The 15,468-nt window shown below is 65.2% G+C and carries 11 protein-coding genes; 8 read left to right on the top strand and 3 right to left on the bottom strand.

The features are described 5' to 3' along the window. Positions 1-56: 56 nt before the first annotated feature. From WI560_RS30835 to WI560_RS30820, 4 genes are all read left to right on the top strand, one after another. On the top strand, positions 57-1,772 hold the full coding sequence (locus tag WI560_RS30835; protein ID WP_375306176.1) for a PQQ-dependent methanol/ethanol family dehydrogenase: 1,716 nt from the start codon (positions 57-59) through the stop codon (positions 1,770-1,772). Positions 1,773-1,912: 140 nt separating this feature from the next. Then, complete coding sequence (locus WI560_RS30830) at positions 1,913-3,103, top strand: c-type cytochrome (protein ID WP_375306175.1); 1,191 nt, start codon at positions 1,913-1,915, stop codon at positions 3,101-3,103. 108 nt (positions 3,104-3,211) lie between these two features. After that, the gene (locus WI560_RS30825) at positions 3,212-3,898 is read left to right on the top strand and encodes a response regulator transcription factor (protein ID WP_135167195.1); all 687 of its coding nucleotides are present in this window, start codon (positions 3,212-3,214) and stop codon (positions 3,896-3,898) included. A 112-nt stretch (positions 3,899-4,010) separates the two neighbouring features. Further along, a complete protein-coding gene (locus WI560_RS30820; RefSeq protein WP_375306174.1) occupies positions 4,011-4,706 on the top strand; it encodes a response regulator in 696 nt (231 codons plus the stop codon). A 148-nt stretch (positions 4,707-4,854) separates the two neighbouring features. On the opposite strand, the gene WI560_RS30815 is transcribed toward WI560_RS30820, so the two are convergent. Together WI560_RS30815 and WI560_RS30810 are read right to left on the bottom strand one after the other, a co-directional pair. After that, positions 4,855-6,213, bottom strand: coding sequence for an ATP-binding protein (locus tag WI560_RS30815; protein ID WP_375306173.1), 1,359 nt, complete (start codon positions 6,211-6,213; stop codon positions 4,855-4,857). Further along, the gene (locus WI560_RS30810; RefSeq protein ID WP_375306172.1) at positions 6,210-7,376 is read right to left on the bottom strand and encodes an FIST N-terminal domain-containing protein; all 1,167 of its coding nucleotides are present in this window, start codon (positions 7,374-7,376) and stop codon (positions 6,210-6,212) included. Before WI560_RS30810 ends, WI560_RS30815 begins: the two co-directional genes overlap by 4 nt. A 245-nt stretch (positions 7,377-7,621) precedes the next feature. On the opposite strand from WI560_RS30810, the gene WI560_RS30805 reads away from it, so the two are divergent. Both WI560_RS30805 and WI560_RS30800 read left to right on the top strand, forming a co-directional pair. After that, entirely contained in the window at positions 7,622-9,661 is a 2,040-nt protein-coding gene (locus WI560_RS30805; RefSeq protein WP_375306171.1) for a methyl-accepting chemotaxis protein, read from the top strand. 383 nt (positions 9,662-10,044) lie between these two features. Next, complete coding sequence (locus WI560_RS30800; protein ID WP_375306170.1) at positions 10,045-12,078, top strand: methyl-accepting chemotaxis protein; 2,034 nt, start codon at positions 10,045-10,047, stop codon at positions 12,076-12,078. 278 nt (positions 12,079-12,356) lie between these two features. Here the strand turns inward: WI560_RS30800 and WI560_RS30795 are convergent, their stop codons facing one another. Further along, on the bottom strand, positions 12,357-12,743 hold the full coding sequence (locus tag WI560_RS30795; protein ID WP_375306169.1) for a DUF3175 domain-containing protein: 387 nt from the start codon (positions 12,741-12,743) through the stop codon (positions 12,357-12,359). Between the two features lie 178 nt (positions 12,744-12,921). Between WI560_RS30795 and WI560_RS30790 the strand changes: the two genes are divergently transcribed. Together WI560_RS30790 and otsB are read left to right on the top strand one after the other, a co-directional pair. Next, on the top strand, positions 12,922-14,406 hold the full coding sequence (locus tag WI560_RS30790; protein ID WP_375308953.1) for an MFS transporter: 1,485 nt from the start codon (positions 12,922-12,924) through the stop codon (positions 14,404-14,406). A gap of 4 nt (positions 14,407-14,410) precedes the next feature. Further along, complete coding sequence (gene otsB, locus WI560_RS30785; RefSeq protein ID WP_375306168.1) at positions 14,411-15,229, top strand: trehalose-phosphatase; 819 nt, start codon at positions 14,411-14,413, stop codon at positions 15,227-15,229. The last annotated feature ends 239 nt before the right edge of the window (positions 15,230-15,468 follow it).

Raw genomic sequence — 15,468 nt, 5'->3', positions numbered from 1 at the left:
CGCAATGCGCTCCGGCGTCCAACGTGGCGTGCACAACAACATCGTGGAGGGAATACATGACCTTTGGAACGAAGGGATTCTTGGCTGGCATCTCGATGATTGCGGTGCTGGCCGCCGTGAACTCAGGCGTTCGCGCCAACGACTCGGTGATCAAGGCGCAATCCGAGTCAAACCAGTGGGCCGTTGCCGGCCACGACTACGCCAATACGCGCTACAGCCCGCTCAAGCAGATCAACACCGAGAACGCCGGCAAGCTGACGCTCGCTTATTCGTTCTCGCTGGCGTCGCTGCGCTCGAACGAATCCTCGCCGATCGTCATCGGCAACACGCTGTACGTGTCTAGCTCCTGGGGCCCGAAATACGTCTATGCGCTCGATGCCGCGACGGGGCAGCGCAAATGGACCTGGGAGCCCGAGATTCCCGAGGACGTGCTGCAATATGCCTGCTGCGACGTGAACAATCGCGGCGTCTCCTATGCGGACGGCAAGATCTTCGTCGGCCGTCTCGACGGCAAGCTGACGGCGCTCGATGCCGCCACGGGCAAGTCGCTGTGGACCACCAAGGTCGTCGATTACAAGCAGGGCTCGGTCATCACCTCGCCTCCGCTGGTCGTGCGCGACAAGGTCATCACCGGGTTCGGCGGCGGCGAATACGGCGTGCGCGGCTCGCTCCAGGCCTTCGACATCAACACCGGCAAGCAATTGTGGCAGACCTTCACGGTCCCGAGTCCGGACGAGCCCGGCGGCGACACCTGGAAGGGCGATTCCGCCCAGCATGGCGGCGGCGCGGCCTGGCTGGTCGGCTCCTACGATCCCAAGACCGACACAGTCTATTGGGGCACCAGCAATCCCGGTCCGTGGAACACCGGCGTCCGTTCGACCGGCGACGGCAATTTCGGCAAGCTGACCAACCTCTACACCGCTTCGACGCTCGCGCTCGATCCAAACACCGGCAAGATCAAGTGGCACATCCAGACCACGCCGGCCGACGCCTGGGACTATGATGGGGTCAACGAGGCCGTGCTCGCGGACCTGAAGATCGGCGGCAACACCGTTCCGGCGCTGATGAAAGCGGATCGCAACGGCTACTTCTTCGTCGCCAACCGCGAGACCGGCAAGGTGCTCTCGGCGGAGAAATACGTCTTCTCCAACTGGGCGACGAAGTGGGACGTCAACACCATGCGCGCGATGGAAGACCCGGACAAGCGTCCGGGGCCGGGCCATCCCGCCAAGGACATCTGCCCGAACCTGATCGGCGGCAAGAACTGGCAGCCGATGTCCTTCAATCCGCAGACTGGCCTCGTCTACATCCCCTCGAACAACGTCTGCATGGACTGGTCGGTCTCCGACGTCTCCTACAAGCGCGGCGTGTTCTATCTCGGCGCCGAATTCCCCACCAAGGAAGGCCCCGGCGGCTTCCTCGGCGAGCTCGTGGCCTGGGATCCGGTGGCGCAGAAAAAGGTCTGGTCGATCAAGGAAGACCTGCCTTTCAACGGCGGCACGCTGACCACCGGCGGCGGCCTGGTGTTCGCCGGCAACCTTCACGGCGACTTCCGCGCCATCGATGCGAAGAGCGGCAAGGTGCTCTGGAGCAGAAATCTCGGCTCCGGCATCGGCGCGGGGCCGGTGACCTATGAGGTCGGCGGCAAGCAATACGTCGCCATCGTCGTCGGTCGTACGGCCGCGATACCTGCGTTCCTGGGCGATATTGGAAAGAAGATGACGGCCGCAGCTCCCGAGGGCGGTTCTCTCTTCGTGTTCTCCGTCCAGTGACGACTCGCGCGCGTATCCCGAAGGAGACGGGATACGCGCGCGCTTTCTCGACATCGCGCGGCGACGGCATCGGCCTGACCTTGGCTCAGACCCCATGCCGCAGCGCCTGATCCACCCATTCCCAACTGCCGGAGACGAGGATGCGTCCGACCAATCCAGGGAACGGCAAGCGCCGACATCACAGCATCGCGGGACGGCTCGCATGGGCCGCAATCTCCGCGACGATTGCATCGGTCCCGGCCGTTCATGCCGACGAGACGAAGCCGTTCCGCTTGTGCGCCGATCCGACCAATCTGCCGTTCTCGAGCGATAATCCGGCGCAGCCGGGCTTCTATGTCGAAATCGGCCAGGCGCTGGCGCAGGCGCTCGGCCAACCGATCACGTACGACTGGTACAAATCCTATTTCGGCAAGCGGACCGTGCGGGTCACGCTGCTGGGCAAGCAATGCGACGCCATGATCGGCTTGCCGCGATCCGAGGATTTCATGGGGCCGGCCGTGATCTTCTCCGACACCATTGCGAAGGAAGGCTATGCGCTGGTCGCCGCGAAAGGTCAGGCGATCGGCGGCGTGGACGACCTCAGAGGCAAACGCGTCGCCGTCCAATACGCCAGCACGCCGCAAAACCTGCTCGCGACGCGTGACGACATCCGGAAGGTGACCGTGCTGTCACCCGAGGAAGCCATGCAGGCGCTCGACCAGGGCCGGGCGGACGTCGCCTTCATCTGGGGGCCCGTCGCCGGCTGGCTGAACATGACCGCCTACAACGATCGCTATCAGATCCGGCTCACCGAAGGCGAAGGCCTGTCATGGGATGCCGCCATCGGCTTCGCGAAGGGATCCACCGAGCTCCGCGACCGCGTCGATGCGATCCTGCCGACACTTCGGACGACGATCGCCGCTCTCGCGGTGAAATACGGCTTGCCGGCCGGACAGTCCATCCGCTTCGGCTCGGCCGAGGCCGTGGCGGCGGGAACCACGACCGGAGCGGGGCCCGGCGCGGCCGTAGGACAGGTCGCAAATGTGGTGGCGACCGAGACCAAGGGCGATGCAGCGGCGCCGAGTGCGGAGACTGCGCGTGCAGGCAAGGAGATCTTCAACGGAACCTGCGCGCATTGCCACGGCCCCGACGCCATCCAGAGCGAGCGGAAGATCGACCTGCGGCTGTTGCGTCACCGCTACGGCGACGACATGCGCGACACCTTCCTGAAGACCGTGCATGACGGGCGACCGGCCAAGGGCATGCCGGCGTGGAAGGAGGTCTTCACCGACAACCAGTTCGACAGCATCTATTCCTTCCTGCTGACGGTGCAGGTCGAATCGAACGACTGAACGGACGGGCAAGATGTGGTAGCATCCATGCTGCATCATTTCGGCGCCGGACCGGCACGGGTGGGTGCGCTGCTGCCGCCGGGTGCGGCGGATCCTTTGGAAGGCGCCATGGCCAGCTTCCTGATCATCGACGATCATCCGCTGTTTCGCGAAGCTCTGGGCAACGCCGTGCGGCTGGCACTGCCGGAGGCCCGCATCCTGGAGGCGATGTCGATCGAGGATGCGCTGGACATCCTGTCGGCCGAGCAGGGGATCGACCTTGCGCTGCTCGATCTGTCGCTGCCGGATGCGACCGGCTTCTCCGGCTTCCTCCGCTTGCGCGAGACCTATCCGCGCCTGCCGGTCGCCATCGTATCGAGCGAGGAGGACCAGCACGTGGTCCGCGAAGCGCTGGCGCTCGGCGCGGCCGGCTACCTGCCGAAGTCGACGTCGAAGCGCGAGCTGGCCGCCTCGATCGAGGGCGTGCTCTCAGGATCGGTGTCGGTGCCGCGGGATTTCGTGGCGACGCCGCAGCGGCGCAAGGCCGAGACCAGCAAGGCCCTCGAGGTCAAGCTCCGCGAGCTCACGCCGCAGCAGATCCGGGTTCTGGACCTGCTGCGCCGCGGCTACCCGAACCGGCAGATCGCCCAGGAGCTGCAGCTCGCAGAATCCACGGTCAAGGCGCACATCACCGAGATCCTGCGCAAGCTCGGTCTGTTCAGCCGCAACAAGGCGATCATCGAGATCGGCAAGATGGACCTGCCCGACCCGAGGAACCGGCCCTATGCGCGGGCCGACCGCGGCAGGCCGCAATGATCGGCCTTGGATCGGTCTGGCCGTTGTTGACCTCGATCAAGCCGGCGCGCGCCGGCCGGTACAGTCTCGGGTCAAGCCCGACACCCGGCAACGTTTTGGGGATGGCTGACGCGTGACCCGATTTCTGATTGTCGAAGACCATCCGTTGTTCCGCGAGGCGCTCGAAGGCGCGCTGCAAATGGTGGCGCCCGGAGCCGAGATCCTGCAGGCGACTTCGGTCGACGGCGCGCTGGAGCAGCTGTCGGCGGGCGCCGAGCTCGATCTCCTGCTGCTCGATCTGTCGATGCCGGGCACGACCGGCCTGTCGGGCATCGTTCGCATCCGCAAGGCCTTCCCGAAGGTCCCCGTCGTCATCGTGTCGGGACATCAGGATCCCAGAATCATCTCCGGCGCGCTGTCGCTGGGCGTCGCCGGTTACATCTTCAAATCCTGCTCCAAGCAGGAACTGGCCCAGTCGATCGGCGAGGCGTTGCAGGGTCTCGTCTGCCTGCCCGATGCCTATCGCGCATTGCGACCGCAGCGGGCCCCCAGTCCCGCCCATGATCTGCTGAAGCGGCTGCATGATCTGACGCCGCAGCAATTGCGGGTCCTGGAAATGCTCAAGCGCGGTCTTCAGAACAAGCAGATCGCCTATGAGCTGAAGATTTCCGAGACCACCGTGAAGGTCCATGTCTCGGACATCCTGCGCAAGCTGAACGTCGTCAGCCGCACCAAGGTGATTGTCGAGATGTCGCGAATCGATTTCGCGACGCTGGCGAGCGACGGGGGCCGGGCCAAGCACGATCGCGCACAGTCGGATCAGCAGTGAGGCGGACTTCACCGGTCCTGTGTCGCAGGTCGGTGCCGCTGCCTCGGTGAATCGACAAACAAAGCATGCCATTGGCGGCATGTAATTTATTACCGCTACTGTGCATGGGGTTGTTTTGCGATATTTGGGTGAGCGCGTCCGTGCGGCGCTAGCTCAGCAGGAACGATAACAGCGCGCGCATCTCTGCCGGCTTGACCGGCTTCTTCAAGACTTCGAGCCCGGAGAGGCTCGCTTGCTTGGCGGCCTTCTCGGAATAATCGGCGGTGATGATCATCGCGGGCACGTCGAGCTTCAGCTGCGCCCGGATGTCGGCGATCGCCGACAATCCGCTCTCGCCGTGATCGAGATGAAGATCGGCGATGACCGCGTCGGGCGCTCCGCCCAGCTCGCTGAGGCGCAGCAGCGCGTCCGCAGCCGAGGGCGTGGTCGCGACGTCGCAGCCCCACCCTTCCAGCAGGGCGGCCATGGCCTCGGAGCCGGATGGATCGTTCTCGACCAGCAAAATCTTGGCGCCTTCGAGGCCGCCATATTGACGTTCGCTGAGCTTGGGCTCGTGCACCTCGTCGCTGACCTCGGCGAGATCGGCCGGCTCGAGCTCGAGGACGAACGTCGATCCCTTGCCGACCTGCGACGACAGCCGCACCTCGTGTCCGAGCACGGTTGCGAAGCGGCGAACGATGGAGAGGCCCAGCCCGAACCCAGCCTGGTCGGTGGCGCTGGCTTCGCCGCGCTGGAATTCGCGAAAGATGGCCTCCTGTTGCGTCTGCGCGATTCCCGGCCCGGTGTCGGAGACCTGGACGCAGATGCGGTTGCCGCGGCGCCTGCACCCCATCACGACGCCGCCGCTGCGGGTGTAGCGGATGGCATTGGCGAGCAGGTTCTGCAGCACGCGCCGGAGCATCATCGCGTCCGACGACACCGCGACCGGCGAGCTGCGGATGCGCAAGGACAGGCCCTGCCGCGCAGCGAGCGGCGCGAATTCGTTGCGAAGCTGCTCGAACAGCGGCGCCAGCGCCAGCGGACGCACGTCGGGCCTGAGCGCGCCGGCGTCGAGCTTGGCGATCTCCAGCAACGAGCGCAACAGATCCTCCAGCGTCACCAGCGAGCGGTCGACCTGGTCGATCAGCAGACCCGCCTCCTGCGCCTCCATCATCTCGGCCAGCGCCGACAGCGTCAGGCGCGCCGCGTTCAGCGGCTGCAGCAGATCGTGGGTGACCGAGATCAGGACGGACGATTTGAGCGAGCTGGCGGCTTCGGCCTGCTGCTTGGCGCGATACAGGCCCTCATTGGCGCGCTCGATCGAATGCAGCGCCTCGCGCAATTGGTAGGTCCGGTCCCGGACCTGGCGGTCGAGCGCGATGGCGGTCTCGAACAGCGAGAAGGCGTTGAGCTGCTGGTCCATCGAGCGCTCGACGCGCGACATCAGCGCGGCATTGATCTTCTTCAGCTTCGCGGCCTCCCGCTGCAGCTGCTCGACCGCATCGGGGTCCTGCCACGGCCCGGTCACGCGGGACGCCTGCCGATGGCGACGCCGGTGAAGGTCTGGTTCACGTGCATCGAGCCGAACTGCTCGCCGTAGGTATGAAAGCCGACGACGCGATTCTGGCGGTAGAGCTCGGACATGTCGCGGGCGAGCTGGTGCTGTTCGGCATCGAGCCGGCGCAGCAGGCATTCGAAACCGATATAGAGCGAGACCTCGCCGATCTGGTCGCGCGTCTCCGCGAAGGCCTCGCGCGTCGTGCCGACCAGGCTGCGCGACGTCGCCGCCGTCAGCACCATGCCTTCGTCGATGGCGCAGAAGAAGTGCAGCGAGCCGTCCGGTTCGACGCGCTGGATCGACCGGGCGTAATAGGAGCCGCCGACCCGGACCAGAACGGGATGCGAGGCGAACGAGAACGGGTCGAGCTTTTCGTCCATGATCCCGACGACGCGGGAATATTCCTCGGCCGCGGGCTCGGCGTTCAGCTCCCTGACGGTTCGATTCTCGGTGTCGGCCTCGGTGACCACCATCTTCTGGGGCCGTGGTTCGAAATTGTCACACTTGAAGACCCGGAACGGCAGCGACGTGCTCAACAGGATCAGCAGGGCGGCATTGGTGTAGGCCTTGCCGTCGAAAAACACCCAGGTGCGCTCGAACCGCATGCCGTCGCCCGCCGATCCCCCGACGATGGGAATGTCGTCGAGCGAGGCATAGATCGCGGACATCACGGCTTCTTCGCGGCGGCACAGGCCGTCGATCAGAACCAGGCCGAACGGATTTCCGCGTTCGCCCTGGGACGATTCCCGCAGCAATTCCTGCCGCAGCTCGGTGCCGATCCTGCGGCCGTCCTCGACGCGAAAACCGTCGAGATTGAGAATCGGCCGCACCACGGCCGAGAAGTCGGCGCGGCTGAAGGCGAGAGCAACGACGCTGTTCTCGTCCCAGCCGTCAGGCGCGAGCTCGCCGGCCGTGGTGCAACCGCAGACCTGGGTCCCGTCGAATTGCCGGCTGATCTCCGCGATGAATTGGTGCGGATCGTAGCATGGGGAGACGAAGAGCAGGATGAGTGCCAGCTCCTCGGATGGGAGCTGATCGGCGAGGTCGGCAACGGCTTGCGCGACGCCCGCGGCCTTCGACTTCGCGACGGCAACGCCGGATGCACCGCCAAACCGAAAGTCGGTTTGCCCCACTCCGTTTCTCCCTCAAGGACCCGCCCGGTCTGATGCCGAGTGCCTGACAAGTGCCCAAAGAGTATGGCCTTTTTCGTCTGGTCGCAACATTGCGGCCGAATCCGCGGAACGTGTGTTTCGCGACCTGTGGCGTTCAGGCGGGAATTTACCGGCCCTTGACGAATCTGCCCTAATTTTCATCCCGGGTCGGGCGTGGGCTGCTCCCGGCCGTGCTGCACTTTGCAAGAACCGATCTGGGGGTGGGAATGTCCGGGCGTATCAATTCGCCGTCAAAGCGCACGCTATTTCCCACGCTCAGGTTCCGCGCCAAGATCATCCTGGGCTTCGCGGTCGTGCTCGCCATCTCAGCGGTAAGCCTCGGCTTCGCCTATTTCGGCTTCGAGCGCGTTGCTGAGGGCGTAGGATCCTACCGCAGCAGCGTCTCGGAGGCCGATCTCGCCCGCAATATCGATCGCGAGCTGCTCGGCTATCGTGCGGCGGCCCGTTATTTCGTGGTGACCGGCAAGGAGGACGACGCCAAGGCGGCGTTGGACGCCGAGGCCAGCCTTAAGGATGCGATCGATCAGGCCATCAAGAATGCCAAGAACCCGGCGCGGCTGGAGAGCCTCAACAAGCTCGCGAAGGAATTCTCCAACTTCTCGGCGACCTTCGCCAAGATCCTGCAGGCCAAGCGTGACAGCGCGCTCCTGGTCCAGAATCAGCTTCAGCGCAACGCCAACCTGCTGAAATACAAGCTCGACGACATCGGCAACAACGCCTCCGACTCCGAGGCGCAGGCGATCGAATTCGGCACCAAGCAGGTCAACGCCCAATTCCAGACCGCCAGTGCAGCCGCGAGCAACTTCATCCTCAACTCGGACCAGGCCGTCGGGGCAAGCGCGATGGCGCGGCTGAAGTTCGTCGAGAACTCGCTCGGCGCGGTCTATTCCATGGACGAAAAGGTCGTCGCCGGCCTGAAGGAGGCCAAGGCGCTTCTCGCCGCCTATCGCGACGCGCTGGAAAAGCTGATCGCGAAAGCCAAGCTGGTCGACGACCTCGTCACCGAGATGAGCGGCTCGGCCGGTGCGATCCTGCAAGGCGCCAGTGCCATGAAGGCGGACCTCGTCGCCGAACAGCAACGGCTCGACTCGGAGTCGGAAGCGACCATCGGGCGGACCGAGCGGCTGGTTCTGATCCTCGCCGTCGGCGGCACGCTGCTCGGTGCGCTTCTCGCCTTCGTGCTCGGTACCGGCATCTCGCGTCCGATGATCGCGATGTGCAAGGCGATGCGGGAGCTCGCCTCGGGCAATTTCGACGTCGTGCTGCCGGGTCTCGGCCGCAAGGACGAGATCGGCGAGATGGCCGGCGCGGTCGAGGAGTTCAAGGTTCAGGCTGTTGCAAAAGCCGAGCGTGACGCCGCTGCCAGCGAGGTCCAGAACCGGGAGCAGGCCGCAAGCCGCCGCGCCGAGCTGATCCGCTTCGCCGACGATTTCGAGAGCGCGGTCGGCGCCATCGTCTCCAACGTCTCGGCCTCGGCCGTGCAGCTGGAATCGGCGGCCTCCACCCTGACCCGCACCGCCGAAACCACCCAGAGCCTGTCGAGCCAGGTCGCCGGCGTCTCCGAGCAGGCCTCCTCCAACATGCAGTCGGTCGCCACCGCGACCGAGGAGCTGTCCGCCTCGGTCGAGGAGATCGGCCGCCAGGTCCGAGATTCAAGCCGCATCGCCGAGGCCGCCGTGGTCCAGGCCAAGGAAACCGACGGGCGCATCGGAAAGCTCTCGCATGCGGCCCAGCAGATCGGCGAAGTGGTCAAGCTGATCACGGCGATCGCCGAGCAGACCAACCTTCTGGCGCTCAATGCCACCATCGAGGCGGCGCGCGCCGGCGAAGCCGGGCGCGGCTTTGCCGTGGTCGCCAGCGAGGTGAAGTCGCTGGCGAGCCAGACCGCGAAGGCGACCGACGAGATCTCCTCGCACATCGCGGGCATGCAGGGCGCCACCGCCGAATCGGTTGCCGCGATCAAGGAGATCGGGGCGACCATCGGCCAGATCTCGTCGATCTCGACGTCGATCGCCAGCGCGGTCGAGCAGCAGGGCGCGGCGACGCAGGAGATCGCGCGCAGCGTCCAGACCGTGGCGCAGGGCACCCAGACCGCGGCCACCGATATCGGTCAGGTCAACCGCGGCGCCGCCGAGACCGGCTCGGCCTCGGAGGAGGTGCTGCACTCGGCCAAGACGCTGTCGTCCGAAAGCACCCGCCTGCGCGCCGAGCTCGATCGCTTCATGGGGAATATCAGGGCGGCGTAAGACGCGCTGGTGCGTCACGCTCCGCCGTCGTCCCGGACAAGCGCGCCCTTAAGGCGCGCGTAGATCCGGGACCCATACTCCAAGAACGTGCTTGTGGAGCGAGCAGATAATTCCGAGTCTTCGCCAAACCACTCCCTGTGGTTATGGATCCCGGATCTTCGCTTCGCTCGTCCGGGACGACGGCGGAGGGTTTGCACGCCGGCCTTCAATTGTAGCGGCGCGGGAAAGCCCGCCTTAACAAATTCCCTGCGTCACCTAACTGCCAGTTGTGGCGCCATAAATTTACCACAGCTTATCCTTTGCCGATTACCGTGCGTGCGAGTCAGGGAGCGGGCTGCTCTCGGGCTGCGCCTGGTTTTCCGCGAATGGAATGGGGTGGGGGAATGTCGGTCAAGTCGAAGTCGAACCAATCGAAGCTGCCAACTCTGCGGTTTCGCGCAAAAATCATCCTCGGCTTCGTGGCGGTGCTGGCCATCCTCGCCGTCAGCATGGCCTTCGCCTATTTCGGCTTCGAGCGGATTGCCGGCGCCGTGGCCTCCTATCGCACCAGCGTCTCGGAAGCCGACCTCGCGCGGACGGTCGATCGCGAACTGATCGCCTATCAAGGATTGGCCCGGGCCTACACCCTGACCGGGGCGGCGGACGACGAGACCGCAGCTAAGGCCGCCGAAGAAAATCTGAAGGGCGCCATCGCCAAGTCGGTCGCCGCCACGACCGGCGCCGCGCGCCGCGAGCAGGTCGGCAAGCTCGAGGCGGAGTTCCAGCGCTTCACGAAGGTGTTCGGAGAGATCATCACGCTGACGCGTGCCAACAACAAGATCGCGGCCGACGAGCTCAACAGCGTCGGCAACAAGATCCGGTTCAAGTTCGACGATCTCGCCGATACTGCGGCGCTGGGGGGGCTGGCATCGGTCCAGACCACGGCCAAGGACATCACCTCGCAATATCTGGCGGTCTCCACCTCGGTCAGCGCCTTCGTCGCCAAGCCGGAGCCCAAGACCGCCGATGGCGTGATCGCCCGCGTCAAATTCCTGGAGACCCTGCTGGTCTCGATCTATGCCAACGACCAGAAGATCACCGACCGCGTGACCGAGATCGGCAATCTGCTGAAGCAGTACCGCAGCTCCTTCACCAAGCTGTCGGAGAACGTGAAGATCATCGTCAAGCTGAACGGCGAGATGACCAAGACCGCGGCGACCATCCTCAAGCTCTCGGACGAGCTGCGGTCGGAGCTGACTGCGGATCAGCAGCGCATCGAAGCGAGCGCCAATGCGACGATTGTGGATACCGAGCGGCTGATGATGATGTTGGCGCTCGGCGGCCTCGCCATCGGAGCCGTGCTCGCCCTGATGCTCGGCAACGGTATCTCGCGTCCGATGATCGCGATGTGCAAGGCGATGCGGGAGCTCGCCTCGGGCAATTTCGACGTCGTGCTGCCGGGTCTCGGCCGCAAGGACGAGATCGGCGAGATGGCCGGCGCGGTCGAGGAGTTCAAGGTTCAGGCTGTTGCAAAAGCCGAGCGCGACGCCGCTGCCAGCGAGGTCCAGAACCGGGAGCAGGCCGCAAGCCGCCGCGCCGAGCTGATCCGCTTCGCCGACGATTTCGAGAGCGCGGTCGGCGCCATCGTCTCCAACGTCTCGGCCTCGGCCGTGCAGCTGGAATCGGCGGCCTCCACCCTGACCCGCACCGCCGAAACCACCCAGAGCCTGTCGAGCCAGGTCGCCGGCGTCTCCGAGCAGGCCTCCTCCAACATGCAGTCGGTCGCCACCGCGACCGAGGAGCTGTCCGCCTCGGTCGAGGAGATCGGCCGCCAGGTCCGCGATTCCAGCCGCATTGCCGAGGCCGCCGTGGTCCAGGCCAAGGAAACCGACGGGCGCATCGGAAAGCTCTCGCATGCGGCCCAGCAGATCGGCGAAGTGGTCAAGCTGATCACGGCGATCGCCGAGCAGACCAACCTTCTGGCGCTCAACGCCACCATCGAGGCGGCGCGCGCCGGCGAAGCCGGGCGCGGCTTTGCCGTGGTCGCCAGCGAGGTGAAGTCGCTGGCGAGCCAGACCGCGAAGGCGACCGACGAGATCTCCTCGCACATCGCGGGCATGCAGGGCGCCACCGCCGAATCGGTTGCCGCGATCAAGGAGATCGGGGCGACCATCGGCCAGATCTCGTCGATCTCGACGTCGATCGCCAGCGCGGTCGAGCAGCAGGGCGCGGCGACGCAGGAGATCGCGCGCAGCGTCCAGACCGTGGCGCAGGGCACTCAGACCGCGGCCACCGATATCGGCCAGGTCAACCGCGGCGCGGCCGAGACCGGCTCGGCCTCGGAGGAGGTGCTGCACTCGGCCAGGACGCTGTCGTCCGAAAGCACCCGCCTGCGCGCCGAACTCGATCGCTTCATGGGGAATATCAGGGCGGCGTAAGGCCACCGCTGCCTCTGAAGTTCGCGCAGCCGCATCACACTTCACTGTCGTCCCGGACAAGCGCGCCCTTAAGGCGCGCGCCGATCCGGGACCCATACTCCCAGGGAGAGGTTGGGTCGGACGGTGGTCACTCCGAATCTTCGTCCAACCCTATCCTGTGGTTATCGCGACAAGCGCAAAACGCTCGCGTGGAGTTCCCGGATCGGCGCTCCGCTTCGCTTGTCCGGGACGACAGCGGAGCAAGGATCGCCATTTGCGTCTCTCTCGCCCTTCCTGCCTCACTCCCGCCCGAACGCCCGCTTCAGCTCGACCTTTGCCTTCTCCAGACGCGCGCGCTGTGTCTTTGGCAAGGTCTTGCCGGCGCGGTTGATGTAGAAGGTCAGCATCGACAGCGCCGAACGATAGGCGCCGGTCTTGCGTCGTGAGCTGTGCTCGGCCGATTGCTTCAACGAGATCGCGATCTTCCTCGGGCTGGTCAGCTTGAACACGCCCTGCTTGAGATCGAGCGCGTCGCTCTCCTTCGTCACACGCTGCGACCAGCGCTTCGGCGCCGCGCGTTTGGTGCTCTTGCGCGCAATCGTGCTGCGCCGCGTGCTCGTCTTCCGGCGGCCGGACTTGCGTGGGCCGCTGTTTGGAGAATGTGTCCTCTTTCTGACATGAGCCATGCGTCAACTCCCTGCGGCTGCTTCGGAAACGAGCGGACCCGGGAGCCGTTCCTGCGGGAACCCGACCTCGCCGCAGGCGTTGTCGCAGGGGCAGGCGGAATGCCGCACCCCGACGATCGGACCAACCCCGTTCACATCCTGACCGGGGCCGCAGCCATTGATCGAGCGCAACAGCCTGATGGAATTGCAGCAAAGCCCAGCGCTGAACTACGCACCGACGGTGTCGGCGGCCGTCACCGACCGCATCGTCGAGACCAGTATTCCGGCGCGGCTCGACGCGCTGCCGTGGAGCGGCTTTCACACCCGCGTCGTGCTCGCGCTCGGCATCACCTGGATCCTTGACGGGCTCGAGGTGACATTGGCCGGCGCGCTCTCCGGTGCACTGAAACAGAGTCCGTCGCTGCAATTCTCCAACCTCGATCTCGGCATCGCCAATTCCGCCTATCTCGCCGGCGCCGTGCTCGGCGCGCTCGGCTTCGGCTGGCTCACCGACCGCATCGGCCGCAAGAAGCTGTTCTTCATCACGCTGGCGCTCTACCTTTCGGCCACGGCCGCGACCGCTCTGTCATGGGATGTCGCGAGCTACGCATTGTTCCGGTTCCTCACCGGTGCCGGCATTGGCGGCGAATATACCGCGATCAACTCGACCATCCAGGAGCTGGTGCCGGCGCGCTATCGCGGCTGGACCGATCTCGTCATCAACGGCAGTTTCTGGATCGGCGCCGCGATGGGCGCGGTCGCGGCCATCGTGCTGCTCGACCCCGCCGTGATCGTGCCCGATCTCGGCTGGCGGCTCGCTTATCTGATCGGCGCCGGCCTCGGTCTCGTCGTGCTGCTGATGCGGATGTGGATACCTGAAAGTCCACGCTGGTTGATGATCCATGGCCGGCCCGACCAGGCTCATGCGATCGTCGACGAGATCGAGCGCTCCGTGATCGGACACGATCAGGACGCGAGCGACGGGCGCTTCACCAAGATTCGCCTGAGGATGCGCGATCACACGCCGATCCGCGAGGTTATCCATACGCTTTTCACGATGTATCGCCAGCGCGCCGTGGTCGGCCTCGTGCTGATGAGCGCGCAGGCGTTCTTCTACAATGCCATCTTCTTCACCTTCGCGCTGGTGCTGACCGATTTCTACGGCATCAGGGCCGATCATGTCGGCTGGTACCTGCTGCCCTTTGCCGCCGGCAATTTCCTCGGGCCCCTGCTGCTCGGCCGGCTGTTCGATACGCTGGGACGCCGCACCATGATCATGTTCACCTATGGCATGTCGGGCCTGCTGCTGGCGCTGTCGGGCTATCTGTTCTCGATCGGCGTGCTCAGTGCGCAGGGACAGACCGTCGCCTGGATGGTGATCTTCTTCTTTGCCTCACCGGCCGCCAGCGCGGCCTATCTCACCGTCAGCGAGACCTTTCCGCTCGAAGTGCGCGCGCTGGCGATCGCGGTGTTCTACGCCGTCGGCACCGGCATCGGCGGCGTGATCGGGCCGGCGCTGTTCGGCGCGCTGATCGACACGGGATCACGCACCAGCGTGTTCGCCGGCTATTTGCTGGGGGCAGTCCTGATGCTCGCGGCCGCGATCGTGGCGTGGCGCTATGCCGTCTCGGCGGAGCGCAAATCGCTCGAACAAATCGCGCGGCCGCTCGCCTTTATGGAGTAGACTGATGAAATCGGAACTTGCAGAAATGGCGATGGACCAGCAGCCCACAATGTTCGACGATGAGGCGCCCGAAACGGTGCCGGTGCCGCATGCGCTGGTGCCGCATCTCGACGAGACCGCAATTCTGCTCGACATCGACGGGACCCTGCTCGACCTGATGCCGACGCCGCGCGAGGTATGGGTGCCGCCGGGCCTGTCGGAGACGCTGAACCGGTTGACCGAGCGAACGTCCGGTGCGCTGGCGCTAGTCAGCGGCCGCTCGCTCAACGACATCGACCTGATCTTCGCGCCCGAGGTATTTCGCGCCGTCGCCGGGCACGGCGCCGAGATGCGGCTGTCGGTGGACAATGAGGTCGATGCCGTGCATGCGCCGCCGCTGGACAAGGAGCTGAAGCGGCGGCTCGCGGCCATTGCCAAGCTCAGCCCGGGCATTCTGCTCGAGGACAAGGGCTATTCGCTCGCTCTGCATTACCGCCTCGCGCCGCATGCGGAGAAGGCGATCTACGAAGCCGTCTCGGTGATCCGCGCCGATCTGCCCAACGCGCCGATCGAGGTGCTGCCCGGCAAGTTCGTGTGCGAGATCAAGCATTCCGGATTCACCAAGGCGACCGGCGTGCGCGAACTGATGAAGCGGGAGCCGTTCAACGGACGGCGTCCGATCTTCATCGGCGACGACGTCACCGATGAAACCGTCTTCGCGATCATGCCCGACATGAACGGGCTCGCCTTCTCGGTCGGGCGCCGCGCCATGGGCGTGAACGGCCATTTCGACACGCCGAGCGACGTGCGTGCCTTCCTCGCGCGCCTGCTGGATCCAAGGTGAAACCAAGGCAGCGCCCTGTCGCAGGTATCATGAGAAGCGCATCGGCGTCGCTGCGCGCCGCAATACCTGTTACGCAACCTGATCGCACAAGGTATCGTTGCAACGAAAGTAACCGGGTTCCGCAAGCGAAACCAGTTCCAACGCGCACGCCTGATTTTGGTTTCAATTGGTTGAAACGATGATCAGGAACCATATTGATGAACGGCAGTTAAACGGGTGGAATGAAACAGGAGGGGACG

This window comes from Bradyrhizobium sp. A11 (assembly GCF_042077125.1).
GTDB lineage: Bacteria > Pseudomonadota > Alphaproteobacteria > Rhizobiales > Xanthobacteraceae > Bradyrhizobium > Bradyrhizobium japonicum_B.
Note: the sequence above shows the minus strand (reverse complement) of the source record. Positions and strands in the feature narration are given on the sequence as shown.

Coding starts and splice junctions, on each gene's coding strand:
- WI560_RS30790 (WP_375308953.1), top strand. CDS start 12,922: ATGGAATTGCAGCAAAGCCCAGCGCTGAACTACGCACCGACGGTGTCG.
- WI560_RS30830 (WP_375306175.1), top strand. CDS start 1,913: ATGCGTCCGACCAATCCAGGGAACGGCAAGCGCCGACATCACAGCATC.
- WI560_RS30800 (WP_375306170.1), top strand. CDS start 10,045: ATGTCGGTCAAGTCGAAGTCGAACCAATCGAAGCTGCCAACTCTGCGG.
- WI560_RS30835 (WP_375306176.1), top strand. CDS start 57: ATGACCTTTGGAACGAAGGGATTCTTGGCTGGCATCTCGATGATTGCG.
- WI560_RS30825 (WP_135167195.1), top strand. CDS start 3,212: ATGGCCAGCTTCCTGATCATCGACGATCATCCGCTGTTTCGCGAAGCT.
- WI560_RS30805 (WP_375306171.1), top strand. CDS start 7,622: ATGTCCGGGCGTATCAATTCGCCGTCAAAGCGCACGCTATTTCCCACG.
- otsB (WP_375306168.1), top strand. CDS start 14,411: ATGAAATCGGAACTTGCAGAAATGGCGATGGACCAGCAGCCCACAATG.
- WI560_RS30795 (WP_375306169.1), bottom strand. CDS start 12,743: ATGGCTCATGTCAGAAAGAGGACACATTCTCCAAACAGCGGCCCACGC.